We start from the raw sequence: 18,776 nt of genomic DNA, 5'->3' as shown, positions 1-18,776 counted from the left end.
CAAACAACTGCAGATCGAAGGGAGCCCGCCGTGGACAACGGTGTCTCTGCGGGAAACACGGCCTCGACCTCGACCCTGGGCAACACAGCCCTCGGACTCACCCTTCTCGCGTTCGGTGTCGGACACACCGGTGTCATCGACGGAGTGTCCGCCGCCAGCTCCGTGTCGCTCGCGATGTACGTCGGCGGCGCGGCCCTCTTCCTCCTCGGGCTCCTGGAGTACCGCGGCGGCGACGGGTTCCACGGCACCGCGTTCGCGGGCCTCGGCGTCTTCTGGTTCACCTGGGCCAAGGGTGCGGGGGCGTCGGTCTCCGGGGAGGCCGCCGGATCGTTCCTGGTCCTCTTCGCCCTGCTCGCGCTGACCCTCACGGTCGCCGCCGCGAGCGGTCTGTTCGGCCAGGTCGTCTACGCCCTGCTGACGTTGTCCCTCCTCCTGCTGGCCATCGCCGCGTTCGCCGGGAGCGACGTGCTCGCCAAGGCCGGCGGCTGGGTCGCCGCCGTGACCGGGCTGCTGGCCTGGTACGGAGCCACCGCGGCCGTGGCGCACTGGCCGATGGCCCTCGGCAGGTCCTCGCGCCGCGGTGCGGTCGCCGCGGGCTGAGCATCCGTTGCCAAGACCCCCGTGCGCACCGCGCACGGGGGTCTTGGTATGCCTCTCGGCGGACGGGCCGTCGGCTACTCGACGGTGACCGACTTCGCCAGGTTGCGCGGCTTGTCGATGTCCCGGCCCATGGCGAGGGCCGTGTGGTAGGCCAGCAGCTGGAGCGGGATGCCCATCAGGATCGGGTCCAGCTCGTCCTCGTTCTTGGGGACCACGATGGTGTGGTCCGCCTTCTCCTGCTCGCGGTGCGCGACGGCCAGGATCCGGCCGCTGCGTGCCTTGATCTCCTCCAGCGCCGCGCGGTTCTTCTCCAGCAGGTCGTCGTCCGGGACGATCGCGACGGTCGGCAGGGAGGGCTCGATCAGTGCGAGGGGGCCGTGCTTGAGCTCGGAGGCCGGATAGGCCTCGGCGTGGATGTAGGAGATCTCCTTCAGCTTGAGGGAGGCCTCCAGCGCGACCGGGTAGCCGCGCACCCGGCCGATGAACATCATCGACTTGGCCTCGGCGAACTCGGCCGCCAGCTTCTTGATCTCCGCCTCGCCGTCGAGGATCTCCTGGATCTGCGCGGGCAGCCGGCGCAGGCCCTCGATGATCCGCTTGCCGTCGGTGACCGACAGGTCCCGGATGCGGCCGAGGTGCACGGCGAGCAGCGCGAAGGCCACGACGGTGTTGGTGAAGCACTTGGTGGACACGACGCAGACCTCGGGCCCGGCGTGCACGTACACGCCGCCGTCGGCCTCGCGGGCGATGGCGGAGCCGACCACGTTGACGACGCCGAGGACGCGGGCGCCCTTGCGCTTGAGCTCCTGCACGGCCGCGAGCACGTCGTAGGTCTCACCGGACTGGGAGACCGCGATGTAGAGGGTGTCGGGGTCCACGACCGGGTTGCGGTAGCGGAACTCGGAGGCCGGCTCGGCGTCCGCGGGGATGCGGGCCATGCCCTCGATGAGGCCGGCGCCGATCAGGCCCGCGTGGTAGGAGGTGCCGCAGCCCAGGATCTTGACCCGGCGGATGCCGCGCGCCTCGCGCGGGTCGAGGTTCAGGCCGCCCAGGTGGACGGTGTTGAAGCGGTCGTCGATCCGGCCGCGCAGCACGCGGTCGACCGCGTCGGGCTGCTCGGAGATCTCCTTGTGCATGTAGGTGTCGTGGCCGCCCATGTCGTAGGAGGCGGCCTCCCACTCGACGGTCTCGGGGGTGGCGGTGGTGGTGGCGCCGCTGGTGGTGTAGGTGCGGAAGTCGTCGGCCTTCAGGGTGGCCATCTCGCCGTCGTCGAGGGTGACGACCTGGCGGGTGTGGGCGACCAGGGCGGCGACGTCCGAGGCGACGAACATCTCCTTCTCGCCGATGCCGAGGACCACGGGGGAGCCGTTGCGGGCGACGACGATGCGGTCGGCGAAGTCGGCGTGCATGACCGCGATGCCGTAGGTGCCCTCGATCGCCTTGACCGCCTCGCGGACCTTCTCCTCCAGGGAGTCGGCCAGCGAGCGGGCGATCAGGTGGACGATCACCTCGGTGTCGGTCTCCGAGACGAAGACGACGCCGTCGGCCTCGAGCTTGGCGCGCAGCTCGGAGGCGTTGTCCACGATGCCGTTGTGGACGACGGCGACCTTGTTCTCGGCGTCCAGGTGCGGGTGGGAGTTGATGTCGCTCGGGGCGCCGTGCGTGGCCCAGCGGGTGTGGGCGATGCCGGTGGTGCCGGCGAAGCGCTTGGGCACGCGGGACTCCAGCTCGCGCACCCGGCCCTTGGCCTTGACGACCTTCAGCGCCGCCGCCTTCGGGCTGTTGACGACGATGCCCGCCGAGTCGTAGCCGCGGTACTCGAGGCGCTGCAGACCTTCCAGCAGCAGTGGTGCAACGTCACGCTTGCCGATGTAACCGACGATTCCGCACATACGGTTCTGCCCCTCCTGAAGTTCGGTGTGTGCTCGGGTGGCCGGGTCCCGGCCGTGGTCGACGCGTGTCAGCCGTAGACGATGCGGCGCAGCTGCCGGAGGGAGAGCTCCGGAGGCGCCACGGCGCGGTGCGGCAGCTCGGCCGCGATCCGCTCGAAGATCTCCGCGTTGACCGCTCCGCCGGACTGCAGTTCCCGGTGGCGGCGGCGGACGAACTCCTCGGTCGTCTCGTCGAAGTACGCGAGCACGTCGAGCACCACCCGGGTGGCTTCACCCCGCTGCAGCGAGGTGCTGCGCACCAGGTGGTCGACGAGGTCGTCATGCGACGGGCGGCGATCGAGCACCCGTAGATACTGGCGGGTTGAAGCGGTGAACGCAAAGATCCTGCCCGGAATCGGGCAGGATCTTTCTGGTCTGGACCAGTGGAATGGGAGAATCCGGTCAAAAGCTCCGCAGAACGGCCTGCTTGGCCGCCGTGAACTCCTCCGCGGTGAGCACCCCGGCCTGGTGCAGCTCCCCGAGCTCCCGCAGCCGGCGCAGCAGCGCGTCGTGGTCGGCCGCGCTCTCCCCCGCCGCGCCGGATCCGTTCACCGCCGGGGACGCCGCCGCGGAGAACGCGGCCGCCGAGGAGGCCGACTGCGCGGCCGCCGGGCCGGCCAGGGCTCCGCCGGGCGCCGGCGGCTCGGCCGCGGCCGCCGACGGGTGGGGCATCCGGGCCGCCACCGCCGCCGCGACCAGGGCCATCAGCGGGTCGTTCTTGAAACCGAAGAGCTCCACCGTGAAGGGGTCGTACTTCGGCGAGGCGGGCGCGGTGACGCCCGCGGGGACGAACCGCAGCCAGCCGCTGCCCAGCCCCTTCGAGGGGGACCACTCGACCGACCGCAGGTCCGCCACCCGGAACTCCCGCGTCCCGCCGGAGCGCTTGGCCTCCTCGGCCGTCCAGTTCCACTCCAGGGACACCCGGTCCCCGTCGAAGGCCGCGGTCCCGTCGCCCGCCGCCGCCGTGATCGGCACCGGGGGGCCCGGCAGCAGGTAGGCACCGGTGGGCCCGGTCTCCACCTGGTCCAGCAGGAGGGCGTTGCGCACCTCGTCCACGAAGTACTCCGCCACCCCGGTGCGGTCCGCCTCCACGCTCAACCGGTAGGGATCGGAGGACTCCGGCAGCCGCCCGCCCGTCACCTGGAGCAGCGGGTCCGCGCCGTCGCGCAGGCGCAGCCGCAGCCGGCCCGCCTTGCGACCCGGTTCGAAGCTGACCCCGGCCAGCGCGCGCAGCGGTACGGCGACTTCACCGAGCGTCTGGCGCAGCAGGCCCACCCCCTTGTCGCGGCCCGGCACGATGCGCACCGTGTCGCCGTCGAAGGTCCACGTGCCGTCCTTCTGGATGATTTCCGCCATCCGCCGATTCTCGCACCGGCCGCCGGGCCCCCAGGGGCCCTATACCTGACCCATGAGAGTCCTGCGACGCACGCTCGGCACCCTCCTCGTCCTGTCCGCCCTCGGCTCGGTGGTGTCCTGCGCCGCCGCCCGGGGGGACGACGCCAGACCGGGCGACGACCCGCCCGCCGCCCTGGCCCCCTTCGAGCGGCTCCTGCCGGCTCCCGTCTCCGCCCGCGCCGAAGGCCCCGGCTACTCCTTCGGGCCGGGCACGGTCATCCGTACCGGCCGGTCCGGTGAGGAGGTCCGGCGGGTCGGCGAGCTCCTCGCCGAGCAGCTGCGCGGCCCCAGCGGGCTGCCGCTGCCGGTGGTCGACGGAACCTGGGGGGACGGGATCCGGCTGCGGATCGACGACGCGGCCGAGGGGGTCGGGGAGGAGGGGTACCGGCTGGAATCCGGACCGGACGGGATCACCCTCACCGCGCGCACGCCGGCCGGGCTCTTCCACGCCGGTCAGACACTGCGCCAGCTCGTACCGGTGACGGGGCCGGGGACGGTGCCCGGGGGGACGGTCCTGGACCGGCCGCGCTTCGCCTACCGGGGCGCGATGGTCGACATCGCACGGCACTTCTTCACGGTGGACCAGGTGAAGAGGTACATCGACCAGCTCGTCCCCTACAAGGTCAACACCCTGCACGTGCACCTCACCGACGACCAGGGCTGGCGGCTGGCGGTCGACTCCTGGCCGCGGCTGGCGGAGTACGGCGGCGCGAGCGAGGTCGGCGGCGGGCCGGGCGGGCACTGGACGAAGGACGAGTACCGGGAACTGGTCGCCTACGCGGCGGAGCGGTACGTGGACGTGGTCCCGGAGATCGACATGCCGGGGCACACGCACGCGGCGCTCGCCTCCTACGCGGAGCTGAACTGCGACGGGAAGGCGCCGGAGCGGTACACCGGGACCAAGGTCGGCTTCAGCTCACTCTGCGTGGCCAAGGAGCGGACGTACGAGTTCATCGACCAGGTGCTCGGCGAGCTGGCGGCGCTGACGCCCGGCCGGTACCTGCACATCGGCGGCGACGAGGCCCACGCCACGCCGGCGGCGGACTACGCGGCCTTCATGGACCGGGCGCAGGCGGTGGTGGCCCGCCACGGCAAGACGGTGGTCGCCTGGCACCAGCTGGCGGCGGCGCGGCCGGCGCGGGGGGCGGTGCTGCAGTACTGGGGGCACGACCGGACCCCGGCGGCGGAGAAGGCGCGGGTCGCGGCGGCCGCGGAGGCGGGGCACCGGCTGATCCTGTCGCCCTCGGACCGGCTGTACCTGGACATGAAGTACGACGCCTCGACGAAGCCGGGGCTGGCGTGGGCCGGGTTCGTCCCCGTGGAGCGCGCCTACTCCTGGAACCCGGGGGCCTATCTGGCCGGGGTCCCGGAGTCGGCGGTCCTGGGGGTGGAGGCGCCGCTGTGGACGGAGACGATCGCCACCCGGGCCGACTGGGAGCTGATGGCGTTCCCGCGGGTGCTGGGGCTGGCGGAGCTGGGCTGGTCGCCCGCCGCCGCCCTCGACTGGGCGACGTACGGCAGGCGCCTGGCGGCGCAGGGGCCCCGCCTGGAGGCCGCGGGCGTCCACTACCACCGGGCGCCCGGGGTGCCGTGGTCCTGACGGTCCTGGCGGTGCGCCGTCGGGAAGGGGTGGGCGGGCAGCCGGGGGACCGTGCCGGCTGCCCGCCCGGGCCCGGTCAGCGCCGCGCGAAGGGCGCGAGGGGGTTGTCGAGGGTGCCGATCAGCTGGAGCGCGGCGGAGGGGTCGGAGAGGTCGACCATCTGCTTGTTGTTGCGCAGCTGGAGGCGGTTGAGGCAGGAGAGCTGGAACTCCTCGGCGAACAGGTCGTAGCGCTCGAAACGCTCCGCCAGGGCCGGCACGGAGTCCTGGTACTCGTGGGCGCAGTCCGCGACCGCCCGCCAGAAGGTCTCCTCCTCGCAGATGCCCTCCGTCGCGAGGATCGGGCCGAGGAAGCGGAAGAAGCAGTCGAAGACGTCGGTGAAGATCGACAGCAGCTTCATGTCCTCCGGGATGTCGGCCCGGACCCGCTCGACCGCGGGCGGCAGCACCGCGTCCGGGTCCATGACCACGATCTCCTCGGCGATGTCCTTGAAGATCGCCCGCTTCACCACGCCGCCCTCGATGACGAGGATGGTGTTCTCGCCGTGCGGCATGTAGGCGAGGTCGTACTGGTAGAAGCAGTGCAGGAGCGGGACCAGGTAGGCCCGCAGGTACGAGCGCAGCCAGGCGGCCGGGTCGAGGCCCGACTCCTCGATCAGGGCGCCGACGAAGGACCTGCCCTCGGAGTCGACGTGGAGGAGTGAGGCCATCGTGGCCAGGCGCTCCTCTCCGCGGAGGGAGTCCACAGGGGACTCGCGCCAGAGCGCGGCCAGCATCTTGCGGTAGGGGGAGTACCGGTCGGTGGCCCGCTCGTACTGGCGGTGGTGGTAGCCGATCGCCGCGCGCTCGCGGATGATCGAGAAGTCGACGGACCGCAGCACGGGGTCGGCCCCGATGAGCTGGTGGAGCCAGTCGTTGATGGCCGGGGTGGCCTCCATGTACGCGGCGGACAGGCCCCGCATGAAGCCCATGTTCAGCACCGAGATCGCCGTCTTGACGTAGTGCTTGCCGGGGGCGCTGGTGTTGAAGAAGGTACGGATCGACTGCTGCGCCAGGTAGGCGTCGGTGCCCTCGCCCAGCAGGACCAGGCGGCGGTTCGCGATCTCGGCGGCGAAGGTGATCGTGGTCTTGTTCCACCACTGCCAGGGGTGCACCGGGAACAGGTGGTAGTCCGCCAGGTCCAGGCCGAGGTCGGCCATCCGGGCGGAGAAGGCCGCGATCGTGTCGTCGCCCAGCTCGGCGCGCATGAACGAGTCGTGGTCCAGGCCCGCGCCCGCCGTGAAGGTGGAGACGTCCTTGCGGGCGGCCACCCACACGAGGTGGACCGGGTTCGCCGTCTCGGGGGCGTAGGAGAGGTACTCGTGGACGCCGAAGCCGAGGCGGCCGTTGTTCGCCACGAAGCAGGGGTGGCCCTCGGTCATGCCCGTCTCGATGTCCTGGAAGGAGGACTTCGCGAGGACGGCGGAGGACACCTGCGGCTTGGTGTACTTGTAGCCCGAGCCGGCCAGGGTGGAGGAGAGCTCCTCCAGGTAGACGGGCAGGACCTCGGCGCTGAGTCCCAGGGACCGCTGGAACTCGATGTGGAAGTCGAGGGCGTCCAGCGGGAGCTCGGCGCCGCCGTGGTGGCGGGTGATGGACGCCTCGTCCACCGACCAGTGGTCCAGGGCGTGCCGCGTGGCCGCGAAGCGGTACTCCACCGAGGAGTCGTCGCTCAGGACCGAGTAGCGGCCGCCGTCCAGGGGCTCGGGGGTCAGCAGGCGCTCGTGGGAGAACTCCGCCAGGGCCTTGCGGACCAGGGCGCGGTTGGCCCGGTCCCACAGTTCGGGGGAGAGGTGGGAGACGGCGTCGGCGAGGCTCATATCGAGGGCTCCTGGGTGGTGAGACCGGTGGCCGCCTCGAACTGGGCGCGGGTGCAGAAGCTGAGGAGGGCCTCCTTCTCCGGCTTGCGGACCGGGCGCTCGGGCACGAAGCCGACGGCCTCGTTCAGGGCGTGCACGGCGGTGTTGCGCACGTCGGGTTCGACCACGACGCGCTCGGTGGCGGGGTCGGCGAACACGGCCGCCATGACGGTGGTGATGACGGCGCGGGTGAACCCGTGCAGCGGCTGCTCGCTCGGCGCGACGAGGAAGTGCATGCCGACGTCGCCTGGCAGGGCGTCGTACAGGCCGACGAGCTCCAGGCGGGACGGGTCGTAGGTCTCCATCAGGAAGGCGGGCCGGCCCTCGTGCAGGCCGATGAAGGCCTGGTGGTGCTCGTGTGCGGCGATCCGCATGTACTCGCGTTCCACGTCCGGCAGCGAGGCGTCCTGCATCATCCAGAACGCGGCCTTGGGGTGGGTGACCCAGCCGTGCAGGAGCTCCGCGTCGGAGAGGGGGTCCAGCGGGCGGACGGCGAAGGTGCCGAGGGACGCGTCGGTACGCGCGTACAGGATCTCGGAGATGGAGCCGGTGGTGCTCATGCGTGCGTGCCTTCCGGGGCTGCGAACTGCTGGAACGCGATGGACTTCTCGACCTTGTAGTAGGAGCGGCCGAGCAGCTCACCGACGATGTAGGCGTTGCGGTACGCGGCCATGCCCAGGTCGGGGGAGGTCAGGGAGTGGTTGTGGGTGGTGCCGTTCTGCAGGTACACCTCGCGGCCCGCGGCGTCGACGCTGTAGTTGCGGGCGGCGTCGAGGCGGCCCCGGCCGTCGAAGTTCAGCCGCTCGCGCACCGGGGCGAGGAACTCGGGGACGGTGTACTTGTAGCCGGTGGCCAGGACCAGGCCCTCGCAGGAGAGGGTGAAGTCCCGCTCCTGCTCCTCCTGGCGCAGTCCCAGGGTGTAGGTGCCCGTGGTGGTGTCGTAGGCCGTGCTGTTCAGCGAGGTGTTGGTCAGCAGGGTGGTCGGCACCGCGCCCGGCATGGTGACCTTCTTCTGGTAGAGCAGGTCGAAGATGGCGTTGATCAGATCGCCGTCGATGCCCTTGAAGAGGTTCTTCTGCTGGGTCTCGAGCCGGTAGCGGGTGTCCTCGGGGAGGGCGTGGAAGTAGTCCACGTACTCGGGGGAGGTCATCTCCAGCGTCAGCTTCGTGTACTCCAGCGGGAAGAAGCGCGGGGAGCGCGTGACCCAGTTGAGCTGGTAGCCGTGCACGTCGATCTCGGCGAGGAGGTCGTAGTAGATCTCCGCGGCGCTCTGCCCGGAGCCGACCAGGGTGATCGACTTCTTCTTCTGCAGCTCCGCCTTGTTCTGCATGTAGGCGGAGTTGTGCAGGAAGTCGCCGCCGAGGCCGGCGCATGCCCCCGGGACGAAGGGCGGGGTGCCGGTGCCCAGGACCAGGCGGCGGGCCCGGTGGGTCTCGCCCCGGTCGGTGTGGACCTCGTAGAGGCCGGCCCGCTCGTCGTAGGTGACCTCGGTGACGGAGGTGGAGTACAGGACGTTGTCGAGCCGGTCGGCGGCCCAGCGGCAGTAGTCGTTGTACTCGGCCCGCAGCGGATAGAAGTTCTCCCGGATGTAGAAGGAGTACAGCCGGTCCTGGTCCTTCAGGTAGTTCAGGAAGGAGAACGGCGAGGTCGGGTCGGCGAGGGTGACCAGGTCCGACATGAAGGGCGTCTGCAGGTGCGCGCCGTCCAGGAACATCCCGGCGTGCCACTCGAAGTGCGGCTTCGACTCGATGAACAGGCCGTCGAGCTCGTCGATCGGTGCGGTCAGGCAGGCGAGTCCCAGGTTGAAGGGACCGAGGCCGATGCCGATGAAGTCACGGGGCTCAGCGGTGGACGGCAAGGGATTCTCCCAGGAACTGCTCGGCGTGTGCGGCGAGAAGGTCGAGTACGGCCGTGATGTCGGCCGTCGTGGTCTGCGGGTTGAGGAGGGTGAACTTCAGGTACTGGTCCCCGTCCACCTTGGTGCCGGCGACGACGGCCTCGCCCGAGGCGAACAGGGCCTTGCGGGCGTGCAGGTTGGCCTCGTCGACGAGGTCCCGGGGCAGGTCGCCCTGCGGGACGTAGCGGAAGACCAGGGTGGAGATCTGGGGCTTGACGACGACCTCGAAGCGGGGGTCGGCGTCGATGAGGTCCCAGCCGGCCGCGGCCAGGTCGATGACCTCGTCGAAGAGCGAGCCGATGCCGTCGGCGCCCATGACGCGCAGGGTCATCCAGAGCTTGAGGGCGTCGAAGCGGCGCGTGGTCTGGATGGACTTGTCGACCTGGTTGGGGATGCGCTCCTCGGCCATGCGGCGCGGGTTGAGGTAGTCCGCGTAGTAGGTGGCGTGCTGGAGGGTGTCGCGGTCCCGCACCAGCATGGCGCTGGAGCTGACGGGCTGGAAGAACGACTTGTGGTAGTCGACGGTGACGGAGTCGGCGTGCTCGATGCCGTCGAGGAGGTGCCGGCGGGTGGGGGAGGCCAGCAGTCCGCAGCCGTAGGCGGCGTCCACGTGCATCCACGCGGAGTGCTGGTCGGCCAGGCGGGCGATCTCGGGGAGCGGGTCGATGGACCCGAAGTCGGTGGTGCCGGCGGTGGCGACGACGGCCATGGGGAACAGGCCCTCGGCGGCGCACTCCTCGAGCTCCAGGGCGAGCACCGAGGTGTCCATCCGGCGGTTGCGGTCGACCGGGACCGCGATGACGGCCTCGTAGCCGAGCCCGAGCATGGCGGCCGATTTCTTCACGCTGAAGTGGCTGGCCTCGGAGGTGAAGATGCGCAGCTTCGGCAGGAGTTCGGCCTTGGTGAGCGCGCGGCCCGCGTCGAGCTCCTTCTGCAGGACGATGCGGCAGGCCTCGTCCCGGGCGAGCAGCAGCGCGTGGAAGTTGGACTGGCTGCCGCCGGAGGTGAAGACGCCGTCCGCGGCGGGGCCGAGACCGATGCGCTGGGCGGTCCAGTCGATGAGCCGGCGCTCGATGAGCGTGCCGCCGATGGACTGGTCCCAGGTGTCGAGGCTGGAGTTGACGGCCGCGAGGACCGCTTCGCCGAGCACTGCCGGAATGACGACGGGGCAGTTGAGGTGGCCGAGGTAGCGCGGGTGATGGAAGTACACCGCGTCGCGCAGGTACACGTCCTCCAGCTCGTCCAGGACGGCCGCCGCGTCGCCGAGCGGCCGGTCCAGGTCGATCCCGTTGATGACCGGGGCGAGTTCGTCGACGGAGATACCGGTGTGGGGTCGCTCCGTGGTCGCGAGCTTGGCGGCGACGCGTGCGACGCCCTCGGTGACGGAACGCCGGTAGAGGTCCGCGGTCGTCTCGTTCAGCAGATGCGAACGCATCAACTTTCCTCCGGGCAGGGGCAGAAGGGGGGTGTGTTGTCGTTAGGTTAGCCTAACCTTAGTTTTAGGCCAAATGGAGATGGGCCCCGGTGGTGCCGGGGCCCATCTCAACGCCCGTATGGCCGGGCGGACGTGACTACAGGTCGGAAGCGGGGTCCTCGCTCGGGGCCTTGCCCGCGTACGCCTCCGCGAGGAGCTGCTCCTCGCTCGCGCCCAGCCGCCAGTAGCCGGTGAAGCACACCGAGCGGCGGTCGACGGATCGTTCCTGCACGAAGTGGCGGCGCGTGGCGCGCACCGTGCCCGCCTCGCCCGCCAGCCACACGTACGGGGCTTCGGCGGCGAGCGGTCCGGCCGCGCGCAGCGCGCCCACCACCTGCTCCGTGCGGTCGCGACCGTCGCCCTCGCGCACGATCCAGGTGAGGTCCGCCCCCGCCGGGGCGGACAGCGTGAGCCGGTCGTCCTCGTGCGGGACCTCGAACCAGGCCCGCACCCGGACCCCGGCCGGCAGCCGTTCCAGGATCGCGGCGGCGGCCGGCAGGGCGGTCTCGTCCGCGTACATCCAGACCGCGTCGGCCGACGCGGGCGGCTGGAACCGGACCGACTTGTTCTGCGCGACGGCCGGGCCGATCGCCAGGATCCGGCGGCCGGTCACCGCCCGGCCCGCCCAGTGCGAGGCGGGGCTGGAATCCCCGTGCAGGACGAAGTCGATGTCGACCTCGTCCACGCCCCCGGTCGTCCGGCGCTGCTCGCGCACCGTGTAGGAGCGCATCACGGGCCGCTCCTCGTCGGGCATCGCCCGCCAGGCGGCGAACCAGGTGTCCGCGTCGGTGGAGGGGAGCTCGGTGTGCTCCCGGCCGGCCGGGGGCAGGAAGAGCGACAGGCTCTGGTCGAAGCCGCCCGAGCGGAACTCCGCCAGGGACTCCCCGCCGAACGTCACGCGCAGGAAGGAGTGCCCGAGGCGGCGCGTGCGGAGCACCTCCAGTGCGAAGAACCGGAAGTGCAGGGCGGCCGGGACGTCGGACGCGGTGGCGGTCATGCGGAGGGTCCCCCCTGGGATCGGTCAGGCCGGAATGCGGGTCAGCTGACCTTCTTGGCGTTCTGGATGGCCTTCGCGAGGTTCTCGAGGATCACGGCGCACTTGTCGTACGAGTAGATCGGCTCGGTGACGCGCGGGGTGATCTGGCCCGCCTTGACCGACGGCAGCTCGGCCCAGGTGGCCTTCGCCTTCAGGTCCTCCGGCTGCAGGGTGCCGGTGCGGTTGTCGAGGAAGACCAGGTCGGCCTTGTACTTGCCGGCGTTCTCCCAGCTGAGGCTCTCGAAGAAGCCGCCCTCGTCCAGCTTCTCCGGGGTGACGAACTCGACGCCGAGGGACTTGAAGTACTTCAGGTCCGCCGAGGTGTCCGGAGTGGAGACGTAGAACAGCTCGGCGGAGCCGGAGCCGACGAGGACCTTGATGCCCGGGTTGGCCTTCGTGGCCTCGCGGACCTTCGCGGCGGCCGCGTCGAAGCGCGCCTTGGCGTCGACGGCCTTCTTGTCGTTCAGGTCGGCGCCGAGGGACTTGGCGAGCTCGGCGGTGCGCTCCAGGGCCTTGTCCAGGGTGGCGTCGCCGCCGACGGAGATCGCGGCGGCCGGGGCCAGCTGCAGGATCTTGTCCTTGGACGCCTCGGGGACGTACCAGTAGCTGCCGTCCCAGGTGTTGGTGACGAGCAGGTCGGGCTGGAGGGAGGCGTACTTCTCCACGTTGAAGTCGTCGTAGACGTTGCCGATGATCTCGACCTTGGAGATGTCCATCGAGCCGGCCTGGACGTCGGCCTTGCCGTCCGCCGTCCTGGTCGGGCCGAAGACGCCCTTGACCGGGACGCCGTAGTCGTACAGCGCGGCGGCGGTGCCGGTGAAGGCGACGATGTTCTTCGGCTTGGCCTTGGTGCTGACCTCCTTGCCGAGGTCGTCCTTGAACGTCCAGGGGCCCGAAGCCGCCGCGCCCTTGTCCTTGCCGCCATCGCCCTTCGCCGAGTCGGTGCCGCCGCACGCGGCCAGGGCCGCGACGAGGCCGAGGGCGCCGCCTGCCGCGATGAATCCGCGGCGGGTGAGGGAGGAGGTTCGGGACTTGGGCATGTCGGTTTCCGTTTTCGTGCGTGCCGGGCGGCGCCTGAGCCGTTCGCTGGGAAGGTTAGCCTAACCTTGGCCGAAAACAGTAAGGGGGCCCTAAGTTTTTTTAGGGCCCCCGTCACACGCGCGCACCGCGCCGCCGCAGGGGCTAGGAGGCGAAGCCCAGTTCGCGCGCGATGAGCATGCGCTGGACCTCGCTGGTGCCCTCGCCGATCTCCAGGATCTTCGAGTCCCGCCACATGCGCGCCACCGGGTACTCGTTCATGAAGCCGTAGCCCCCGTGGATCTGCGTGGCGTCCCGGGCGTTGTCCACGGCCACCGTGGAGGAGTACAGCTTCGCGATCGCCGCCTCCTTCTTGAACGGCTCACCGGCCACCAGTCGGGAGGCCGCGTCGCGCCAGCCGATCCGGGCCATGTGGGCGCGCATCTCCATGTCCGCCAGCTTGAACTGGATGGCCTGGTTGTCGCCGATGGCCTTGCCGAAGGCGTGCCGCTCCCTCGCGTACTTCACCGACTCGTCCACACAGCCCTGGGCCAGGCCCGTGGCGAGCGCGGAAATGGCGATCCGGCCCTCGTCGAGGATCCGCAGGAACTGGGCGTAGCCGCGGCCCTCTTCGCCCACCAGGTTGGCGAGCGGTACGCGTACGCCGTCGAAGGACAGCTCGCGGGTGTCCGAGGCGTTCCAGCCGACCTTGGAGTAGGGGGCGGCGACGGTGAAGCCCGGCGTCCCGGACGGGACGATGATCGAGGAGATCTCCGGGCGGCCGTCGGCCTTGCGGCCCGTCACGGCGGTGACGGTGACCAGGCCGGTGATGTCGGTACCGGAGTTGGTGATGAAGCACTTGGAGCCGTTGATAACCCACTCGCCGCCGTCGCGGACGGCGGTGGTGCGGGTGCCGCCGGCGTCGCTGCCGGCGCCGGGCTCGGTCAGGCCGAAGGCACCCAGCACCTCGCCCGAGCACATCTTCGGCAGCCACTCCCGCTTCTGCTCCTCGGTCCCGAACAGGTAGAGGGGCATGGCGCCGAGCGAGACGCCGGCCTCCAGGGTGATGGCGACCGAGGAGTCGACGCGGGCCAGCTCCTCCAGGGCGATGCCGAGGGCGAGGTAGTCGCCGCCCATGCCGCCGTACTCCTCGGGGAAGGGCAGGCCGAACAGGCCCATGCGGCCCATCTCGCGGACGATCTCGTACGGGAACTCGTGGCGCTCGTACAGGTCGCCGATCTTCGGCGCGACGACGTCGTGCGCGAACTCCTCGACGGTACGGCGGAGTTCCTCGTGCTCGGGGGTGAGCCGGTGGTCGAGGGGCATGTCTTCGTTACTCCTTGTGGGAGAGGGCGCGGACGGTACGGGAGGGGCTGGGCCGCCCCAACTGCTCGGCCATCCACACGCTCGTGGCGGTGAGGGCGGCCAGGTCGACACCGGTCTCGATGCCGAGGCCGTCGAGCATCCACACCAGGTCCTCGGTGGCGAGGTTGCCGGTGGCGCTCTTCGCGTACGGGCATCCGCCGAGGCCGCCGGCGGAGGCGTCGACCGTGGTCACGCCGTGCTGGAGCGCGGCGAGGGTGTTGGACAGGGCTTGGCCGTAGGTGTCGTGGAAGTGCACGCCGATCCGGTCGGCCGGCACGCCCTCCCCACCCAACCCGGCCAGCAGGGCCTGGACGTGGCCGGGCGTGGCGACGCCGATGGTGTCGCCGAGGCTCAGCTCGTCGCAGCCGAGGTCGAGCAGGGCCTTGGCGACGCGGACCACCTGCTCGACGGGGACCGGCCCCTCCCAGGGGTCGCCGAAGCACATCGACAGGTAGCCGCGGACGTGCGCCCCGCCCTCCTTGGCCCGGGCCACGACGGGCTCGAACATGGCCAGGGACTCCGCGACCGTGCGGTTGAGGTTGCGCGAGGCGAAGGTCTCGGTGGCGGAGCCGAAGACGGCGATCCGGGTGGCGCCCAGGGCGAGCGCGCGGTCCAGGCCGCGCTCGTTGGGGACGAGCACGGGGAGGTCGGCGTCCAGGTCGCCGAGGAGCGGGAAGAGCTCCTCCGCGTCGGCCAGCTGCGGCACCCATGCCGGGTGCACGAAGCTGGTCGCCTCGATGGTGGTCAGTCCGGCGGCGGCCAGGCGGTGGATGAACTCCGCCTTGACCGCCGTCGGGACGGCGCCCTTCTCGTTCTGCAGCCCGTCGCGGGCCCCGACCTCGTGGATCCGGACCCGGGCCGGCAGGCCGGGCGCCGGGACGCTCATGGGCAGGCCGTTCACGCGCCCTCCTCCTCGTCCGGGGTGACGACGGCCAGGACCTGGTCCATGGCGACGGTGGTGCCGGGCGAGACGTCCAGCTCGGTGACCGTGCCGGAGTGCGGGGCGGAGATGACGTGCTCCATCTTCATCGCCTCGACGACCAGCAGGCTCTGGCCGGCCGTGACCACGTCCCCGACGGCCACCTTGACGACGGTGACGGTGCCGGGCATGGGGGCGGCGAGGGTGTTGGCCCCCGACCGGCCGGCGCCGCCGAGGTGCGCCGCCACCGGGTCGTGGGCCTGGACGTGCCAGGAGTCGCCGTCCCGGCCGAGCCAGGTCCCCTCGGGGGAGGCGGCGTGGCTGAACGCGTGCGTCACGCCGTCGAGTTCCACGGTGACCCGGTCGGGGGTGCGGGTCACGATCCGGGCCCGCGACGGCGCGCCGGGGCTCTGTCCCGGCCCCCGCACCTCGATCGCCGGCGAGGCGGAATCCGGCCCGACCGGCCGGGTGTCGATGCGTACCGGCTCCTGGCCCGGGAGGCGGAAGTGGTGCGCCGTCCAGGCGGGGACGCCGCCCAGGCGCCAGCCGTCGGCGGCGTCGAACGGGTCGGCCCAGGCCCCCGGACCGGCCGGCACGGCGGACCCCTGCGCCAGCAGCGCGGCCGCCGCGTACACCTCCGGCGGGACCCCCTCGGGGAGGAGGCCGGGCAGGTCCCGCTCCACCAATCCCGTGTCCAGGTCGCCCGAGACCACGTCAGGGTGGGCGAGCAGCCTGCGCAGGAAGCCGGCGTTGGTCTGCACGCCCAGGATCACCGTGTCCGCCAGCGCCCCGCGCAGCACCCGCAGGGCACTGGCGCGGTCCGGCCCGTAGGCGATCACCTTCGACAGCATCGGGTCGTACGTGGAGCCCACCGGCACGCCCGCCGTCAGGCCCGAGTCCGTGCGCACCGGCCCGCCCGAGGGCTCCGACAGCGCGAGGACGGTGCCGCCCGACGGCAGGAAACCCCGCGCCGGGTCCTCGGCGCACACCCGGGCCTCGATCGCGTGTCCCGTCAGCCGGACGTCGTCCTGGCTGAGGGACAGGGTGCCGCCGCAGGCCACCCGCAGCTGCTGCTCCACCAGGTCCAGGCCGGTGACCAGCTCCGTCACCGGGTGCTCGACCTGGAGGCGGGTGTTCATCTCCATGAAGTAGTAGGAGGACGGGTCCCCGCCGGGGACGATGAACTCCACCGTGCCCGCGCCCACGTACCCGCACGAGCGGGCCGCGTCCACGGCCGCCGCCCCCATCGCCGCCCGGGTCTTGTCGTCGAGCAGGACCGAGGGGGCCTCCTCGATGACCTTCTGGTGGCGCCGCTGGAGCGAGCACTCGCGCTCGCCCAGGTGGACCACGTTCCCGTGGGAGTCGGCCAGCACCTGGATCTCGATGTGGCGGGGCCGGTCCACCCACCGCTCGACCAGCAGGGTGTCGTCGCCGAAGGACGAGCGGGCCTCACGGCGGGCCGCCGCGATCTCCTCGGCCAGGACCGCCTCGTCGCGCACCAGCCGCATGCCCTTGCCGCCGCCGCCCGCCGAGGGCTTGAGCAGTACCGGCATGCCGATCTCCGCGGCCGCGGCGGCCAGTTCGGCGTCGGACAGGCCGCTGCCGGAGGAGCCGGGGACCACGGGCACGCCCGCCGCCTTCACCGTCTCCTTGGCGCGGATCTTGTCGCCCATGAGGGAGATGGCGGAGGCGGGCGGTCCGATGAAGGCCAACCCGGCGTCCGCGCATGCCTGGGCGAAGGCCGCGTTCTCGGCGAGGAAGCCGTATCCCGGGTGGACCGCCTGGGCGCCCGTGCGCCGGGCGGCGTCCAGCAGCCGCTCCACCGACAGGTAGCTCTCGGCGGCGGCCGCCGGGCCGATCCGGACGGCCGTGTCGGCCTCCCGGACGTGGCGGGCGTCGGCGTCCGCGTCGCTGAAGACGGCCACCGACCGCACGCCCAGCTCGCGCAGGGTGCGGATGACGCGTACCGCGATCTCGCCGCGGTTGGCGACCAGAACAGTGCTGAACATCAGTGAGGTCCTCACGTCACATACGGAAGATGCCGAAGCCGCGATCGCCCAGCGGGGCGTTCGCGCACGCGGTCAGGGCCAGTCCCAGCACCCGCCGGGTCTCCAGCGGGTCGATGACCCCGTCGTCCCACAGCCGGGCGGTGGCGTAGTAGGCGCTGCCCTGCTCCTCGTACTGCGCCCGGACCGGGGCCTTGAACGCCTCCTCGTCCTCGGCCGGCCACTCCTGGCCCGCGCCCTCGATCTGGTCCCGCTTGACCGTGGCCAGCACCGAGGCGGCCTGCTCACCGCCCATCACGGAGATCTTGGCGTTGGGCCACATCCACAGGAAGCGCGGCGAGTACGCCCGGCCGCACATCGAGTAGTTGCCGGCCCCGTACGAACCGCCGACCACCACCGTCAGCTTCGGCACCCGGGTGCAGGCCACCGCGGTGACCATCTTGGCGCCGTGCTTGGCGATGCCGCCCGCCTCGTAGTCGCGGCCGACCATGAACCCGGAGATGTTCTGGAGGAACAGCAGCGGGATGCCGCGCTGATCGCACAGCTCGATGAAGTGGGCGCCCTTCTGGGCGGATTCGGAGAACAGGATGCCGTTGTTGGCGACGATCCCCACCGGGTGGCCGTGGATCCGGGCGAAGCCGGTGACCAGGGTCTGCCCGAACTCCGCCTTGAACTCCTGGAAGCGGGAGCCGTCCACGACCCGCGCGATGATCTCGCGGGCGTCGTACGGGGTGCGGGAGTCGACCGGGACCGCGCCGTACAGCCCGTACGGGTCCACCTTGGGCTCCTCGGGGGCCTCCACCGACCAGGGCAGGGCCCCGCGGCCGGGCAGGGTCGCCACGATGTTCCGTACGATCCGCAGCGCGTGCGCGTCGTCCTCGGCGAGGTGGTCGGTGACCCCGGAGGTCCGGGAGTGGACCTCGCCGCCGCCCAGCTCCTCCGCCGTGACCACCTCGCCGGTGGCGGCCTTCACCAGCGGCGGGCCGCCGAGGAAGATCGTGCCCTGGCCGCGGACGATGACGGCCTCGTCGCTCATCGCCGGTACGTAGGCGCCGCCCGCCGTGCACGAGCCCAGGACCGCGGCGATCTGCGGGATGCCGGCCCCCGACATGCGCGCCTGGTTGTAGAAGATGCGGCCGAAGTGCTCCCGGTCGGGGAAGACCTCGTCCTGCATGGGCAGGAAGGCGCCGCCCGAGTCGACCAGGTAGAGGCAGGGGAGACGGTTCTCCAGCGCCACCTCCTGGGCGCGCAGGTGCTTCTTGACGGTCATCGGGTAGTACGTGCCGCCCTTGACGGTGGCGTCGTTCGCGACGATCACGCACTCGCGGCCGCTGACCCGCCCGATCCCGGCGATCACGCCGGCGGCGGGCGCGGCGCCCCCGTACATCCCCTCGGCGGCCAGCGGAGCCAGCTCCAGGAAGGGGGACCCCGGGTCCAGGAGGGTGTCCACCCGGTCGCGGGGGAGGAGCTTCCCGCGGGCGGTGTGGCGGGCGCGCGCCTTCTCGCCGCCGCCGAGCCGGGCCGCGTCGAGCCGGGCGCGCAGGCCCTCGGTCAGCTCGCGGTGGGCGGCCTCGTTGGTCCGCCAGGCCTCGGACGCCGGGTCCGCGGCGCTCGTCAGCACTGGTGCCTGCTGCATCGG

Annotated in this window: 15 protein-coding genes; 2 read left to right on the top strand and 13 right to left on the bottom strand. The window is 71.6% G+C overall.

Features of this window, described 5'->3' with window-relative positions:
• Positions 1 to 30: 30 nt before the first annotated feature.
• A complete protein-coding gene (locus tag AC07FY_RS29250; RefSeq protein WP_479012166.1) occupies positions 31 to 600 on the top strand; it encodes an acetate uptake transporter in 570 nt (189 codons plus the stop codon).
• 74 nt (positions 601 to 674) lie between these two features.
• On the opposite strand, the gene glmS is transcribed toward AC07FY_RS29250, so the two are convergent.
• The 3 genes from glmS to AC07FY_RS29235 form a co-directional block, all read right to left on the bottom strand.
• Entirely contained in the window at positions 675 to 2,492 is a 1,818-nt protein-coding gene (gene glmS / locus AC07FY_RS29245; protein WP_479012164.1) for a glutamine--fructose-6-phosphate transaminase (isomerizing), read from the bottom strand.
• A 68-nt stretch (positions 2,493 to 2,560) separates the two neighbouring features.
• On the bottom strand, positions 2,561 to 2,836 hold the full coding sequence (locus AC07FY_RS29240) for a hypothetical protein (RefSeq protein WP_479012161.1): 276 nt from the start codon (positions 2,834 to 2,836) through the stop codon (positions 2,561 to 2,563).
• A 97-nt stretch (positions 2,837 to 2,933) separates the two neighbouring features.
• Positions 2,934 to 3,887 carry a DUF4429 domain-containing protein gene (locus AC07FY_RS29235; RefSeq protein WP_479012158.1) on the bottom strand — a complete coding sequence of 318 codons (954 nt, stop codon included), beginning with the start codon at positions 3,885 to 3,887 and terminating at the stop codon, positions 2,934 to 2,936.
• A 52-nt stretch (positions 3,888 to 3,939) separates the two neighbouring features.
• On the opposite strand from AC07FY_RS29235, the gene AC07FY_RS29230 reads away from it, so the two are divergent.
• The gene (locus AC07FY_RS29230) at positions 3,940 to 5,526 is read left to right on the top strand and encodes a beta-N-acetylhexosaminidase (RefSeq protein ID WP_479012155.1); all 1,587 of its coding nucleotides are present in this window, start codon (positions 3,940 to 3,942) and stop codon (positions 5,524 to 5,526) included.
• 76 nt (positions 5,527 to 5,602) lie between these two features.
• Here AC07FY_RS29230 and AC07FY_RS29225 read toward each other — a convergent pair whose 3' ends face one another.
• From AC07FY_RS29225 to AC07FY_RS29180, 10 genes are all read right to left on the bottom strand, one after another.
• A complete protein-coding gene (locus AC07FY_RS29225) occupies positions 5,603 to 7,384 on the bottom strand; it encodes an IucA/IucC family protein (RefSeq protein ID WP_479012153.1) in 1,782 nt (593 codons plus the stop codon).
• Positions 7,381 to 7,983: a GNAT family N-acetyltransferase gene (locus tag AC07FY_RS29220; protein ID WP_479012150.1), complete on the bottom strand. Its 603-nt coding sequence runs from the start codon at positions 7,981 to 7,983 to the stop codon at positions 7,381 to 7,383. Before AC07FY_RS29220 ends, AC07FY_RS29225 begins: the two co-directional genes overlap by 4 nt.
• A complete protein-coding gene (locus tag AC07FY_RS29215) occupies positions 7,980 to 9,281 on the bottom strand; it encodes a lysine N(6)-hydroxylase/L-ornithine N(5)-oxygenase family protein (RefSeq protein ID WP_479012147.1) in 1,302 nt (433 codons plus the stop codon). The genes AC07FY_RS29220 and AC07FY_RS29215 overlap by 4 nt, the downstream gene beginning before the upstream one ends.
• On the bottom strand, positions 9,265 to 10,755 hold the full coding sequence (locus AC07FY_RS29210; protein ID WP_479012144.1) for a pyridoxal phosphate-dependent decarboxylase family protein: 1,491 nt from the start codon (positions 10,753 to 10,755) through the stop codon (positions 9,265 to 9,267). The genes AC07FY_RS29215 and AC07FY_RS29210 overlap by 17 nt, the downstream gene beginning before the upstream one ends.
• 136 nt (positions 10,756 to 10,891) lie before the next feature.
• Positions 10,892 to 11,791 (bottom strand): siderophore-interacting protein, encoded by a 900-nt coding sequence (locus tag AC07FY_RS29205; protein WP_479012141.1) that lies wholly within the window; start codon positions 11,789 to 11,791, stop codon positions 10,892 to 10,894.
• A gap of 41 nt (positions 11,792 to 11,832) precedes the next feature.
• On the bottom strand, positions 11,833 to 12,870 hold the full coding sequence (locus AC07FY_RS29200; RefSeq protein WP_479012138.1) for an ABC transporter substrate-binding protein: 1,038 nt from the start codon (positions 12,868 to 12,870) through the stop codon (positions 11,833 to 11,835).
• 142 nt (positions 12,871 to 13,012) lie between these two features.
• Positions 13,013 to 14,173 (bottom strand): acyl-CoA dehydrogenase family protein, encoded by a 1,161-nt coding sequence (locus AC07FY_RS29195; protein ID WP_479012135.1) that lies wholly within the window; start codon positions 14,171 to 14,173, stop codon positions 13,013 to 13,015.
• A 7-nt stretch (positions 14,174 to 14,180) separates the two neighbouring features.
• Entirely contained in the window at positions 14,181 to 15,098 is a 918-nt protein-coding gene (locus AC07FY_RS29190; protein ID WP_479012276.1) for a hydroxymethylglutaryl-CoA lyase, read from the bottom strand.
• Positions 15,099 to 15,109: 11 nt separating this feature from the next.
• On the bottom strand, positions 15,110 to 17,140 hold the full coding sequence (locus AC07FY_RS29185; protein WP_479012133.1) for an acetyl/propionyl/methylcrotonyl-CoA carboxylase subunit alpha: 2,031 nt from the start codon (positions 17,138 to 17,140) through the stop codon (positions 15,110 to 15,112).
• A 16-nt stretch (positions 17,141 to 17,156) separates the two neighbouring features.
• Positions 17,157 to 18,773, bottom strand: coding sequence for a carboxyl transferase domain-containing protein (locus AC07FY_RS29180; RefSeq protein ID WP_479012130.1), 1,617 nt, complete (start codon positions 18,771 to 18,773; stop codon positions 17,157 to 17,159).
• Between the last annotated feature and the right edge of the window lie 3 nt (positions 18,774 to 18,776).

This window comes from Streptomyces sp. NPDC045967, from assembly GCF_056430495.1.
Note: the sequence above shows the minus strand (reverse complement) of the source record. Positions and strands in the feature narration are given on the sequence as shown.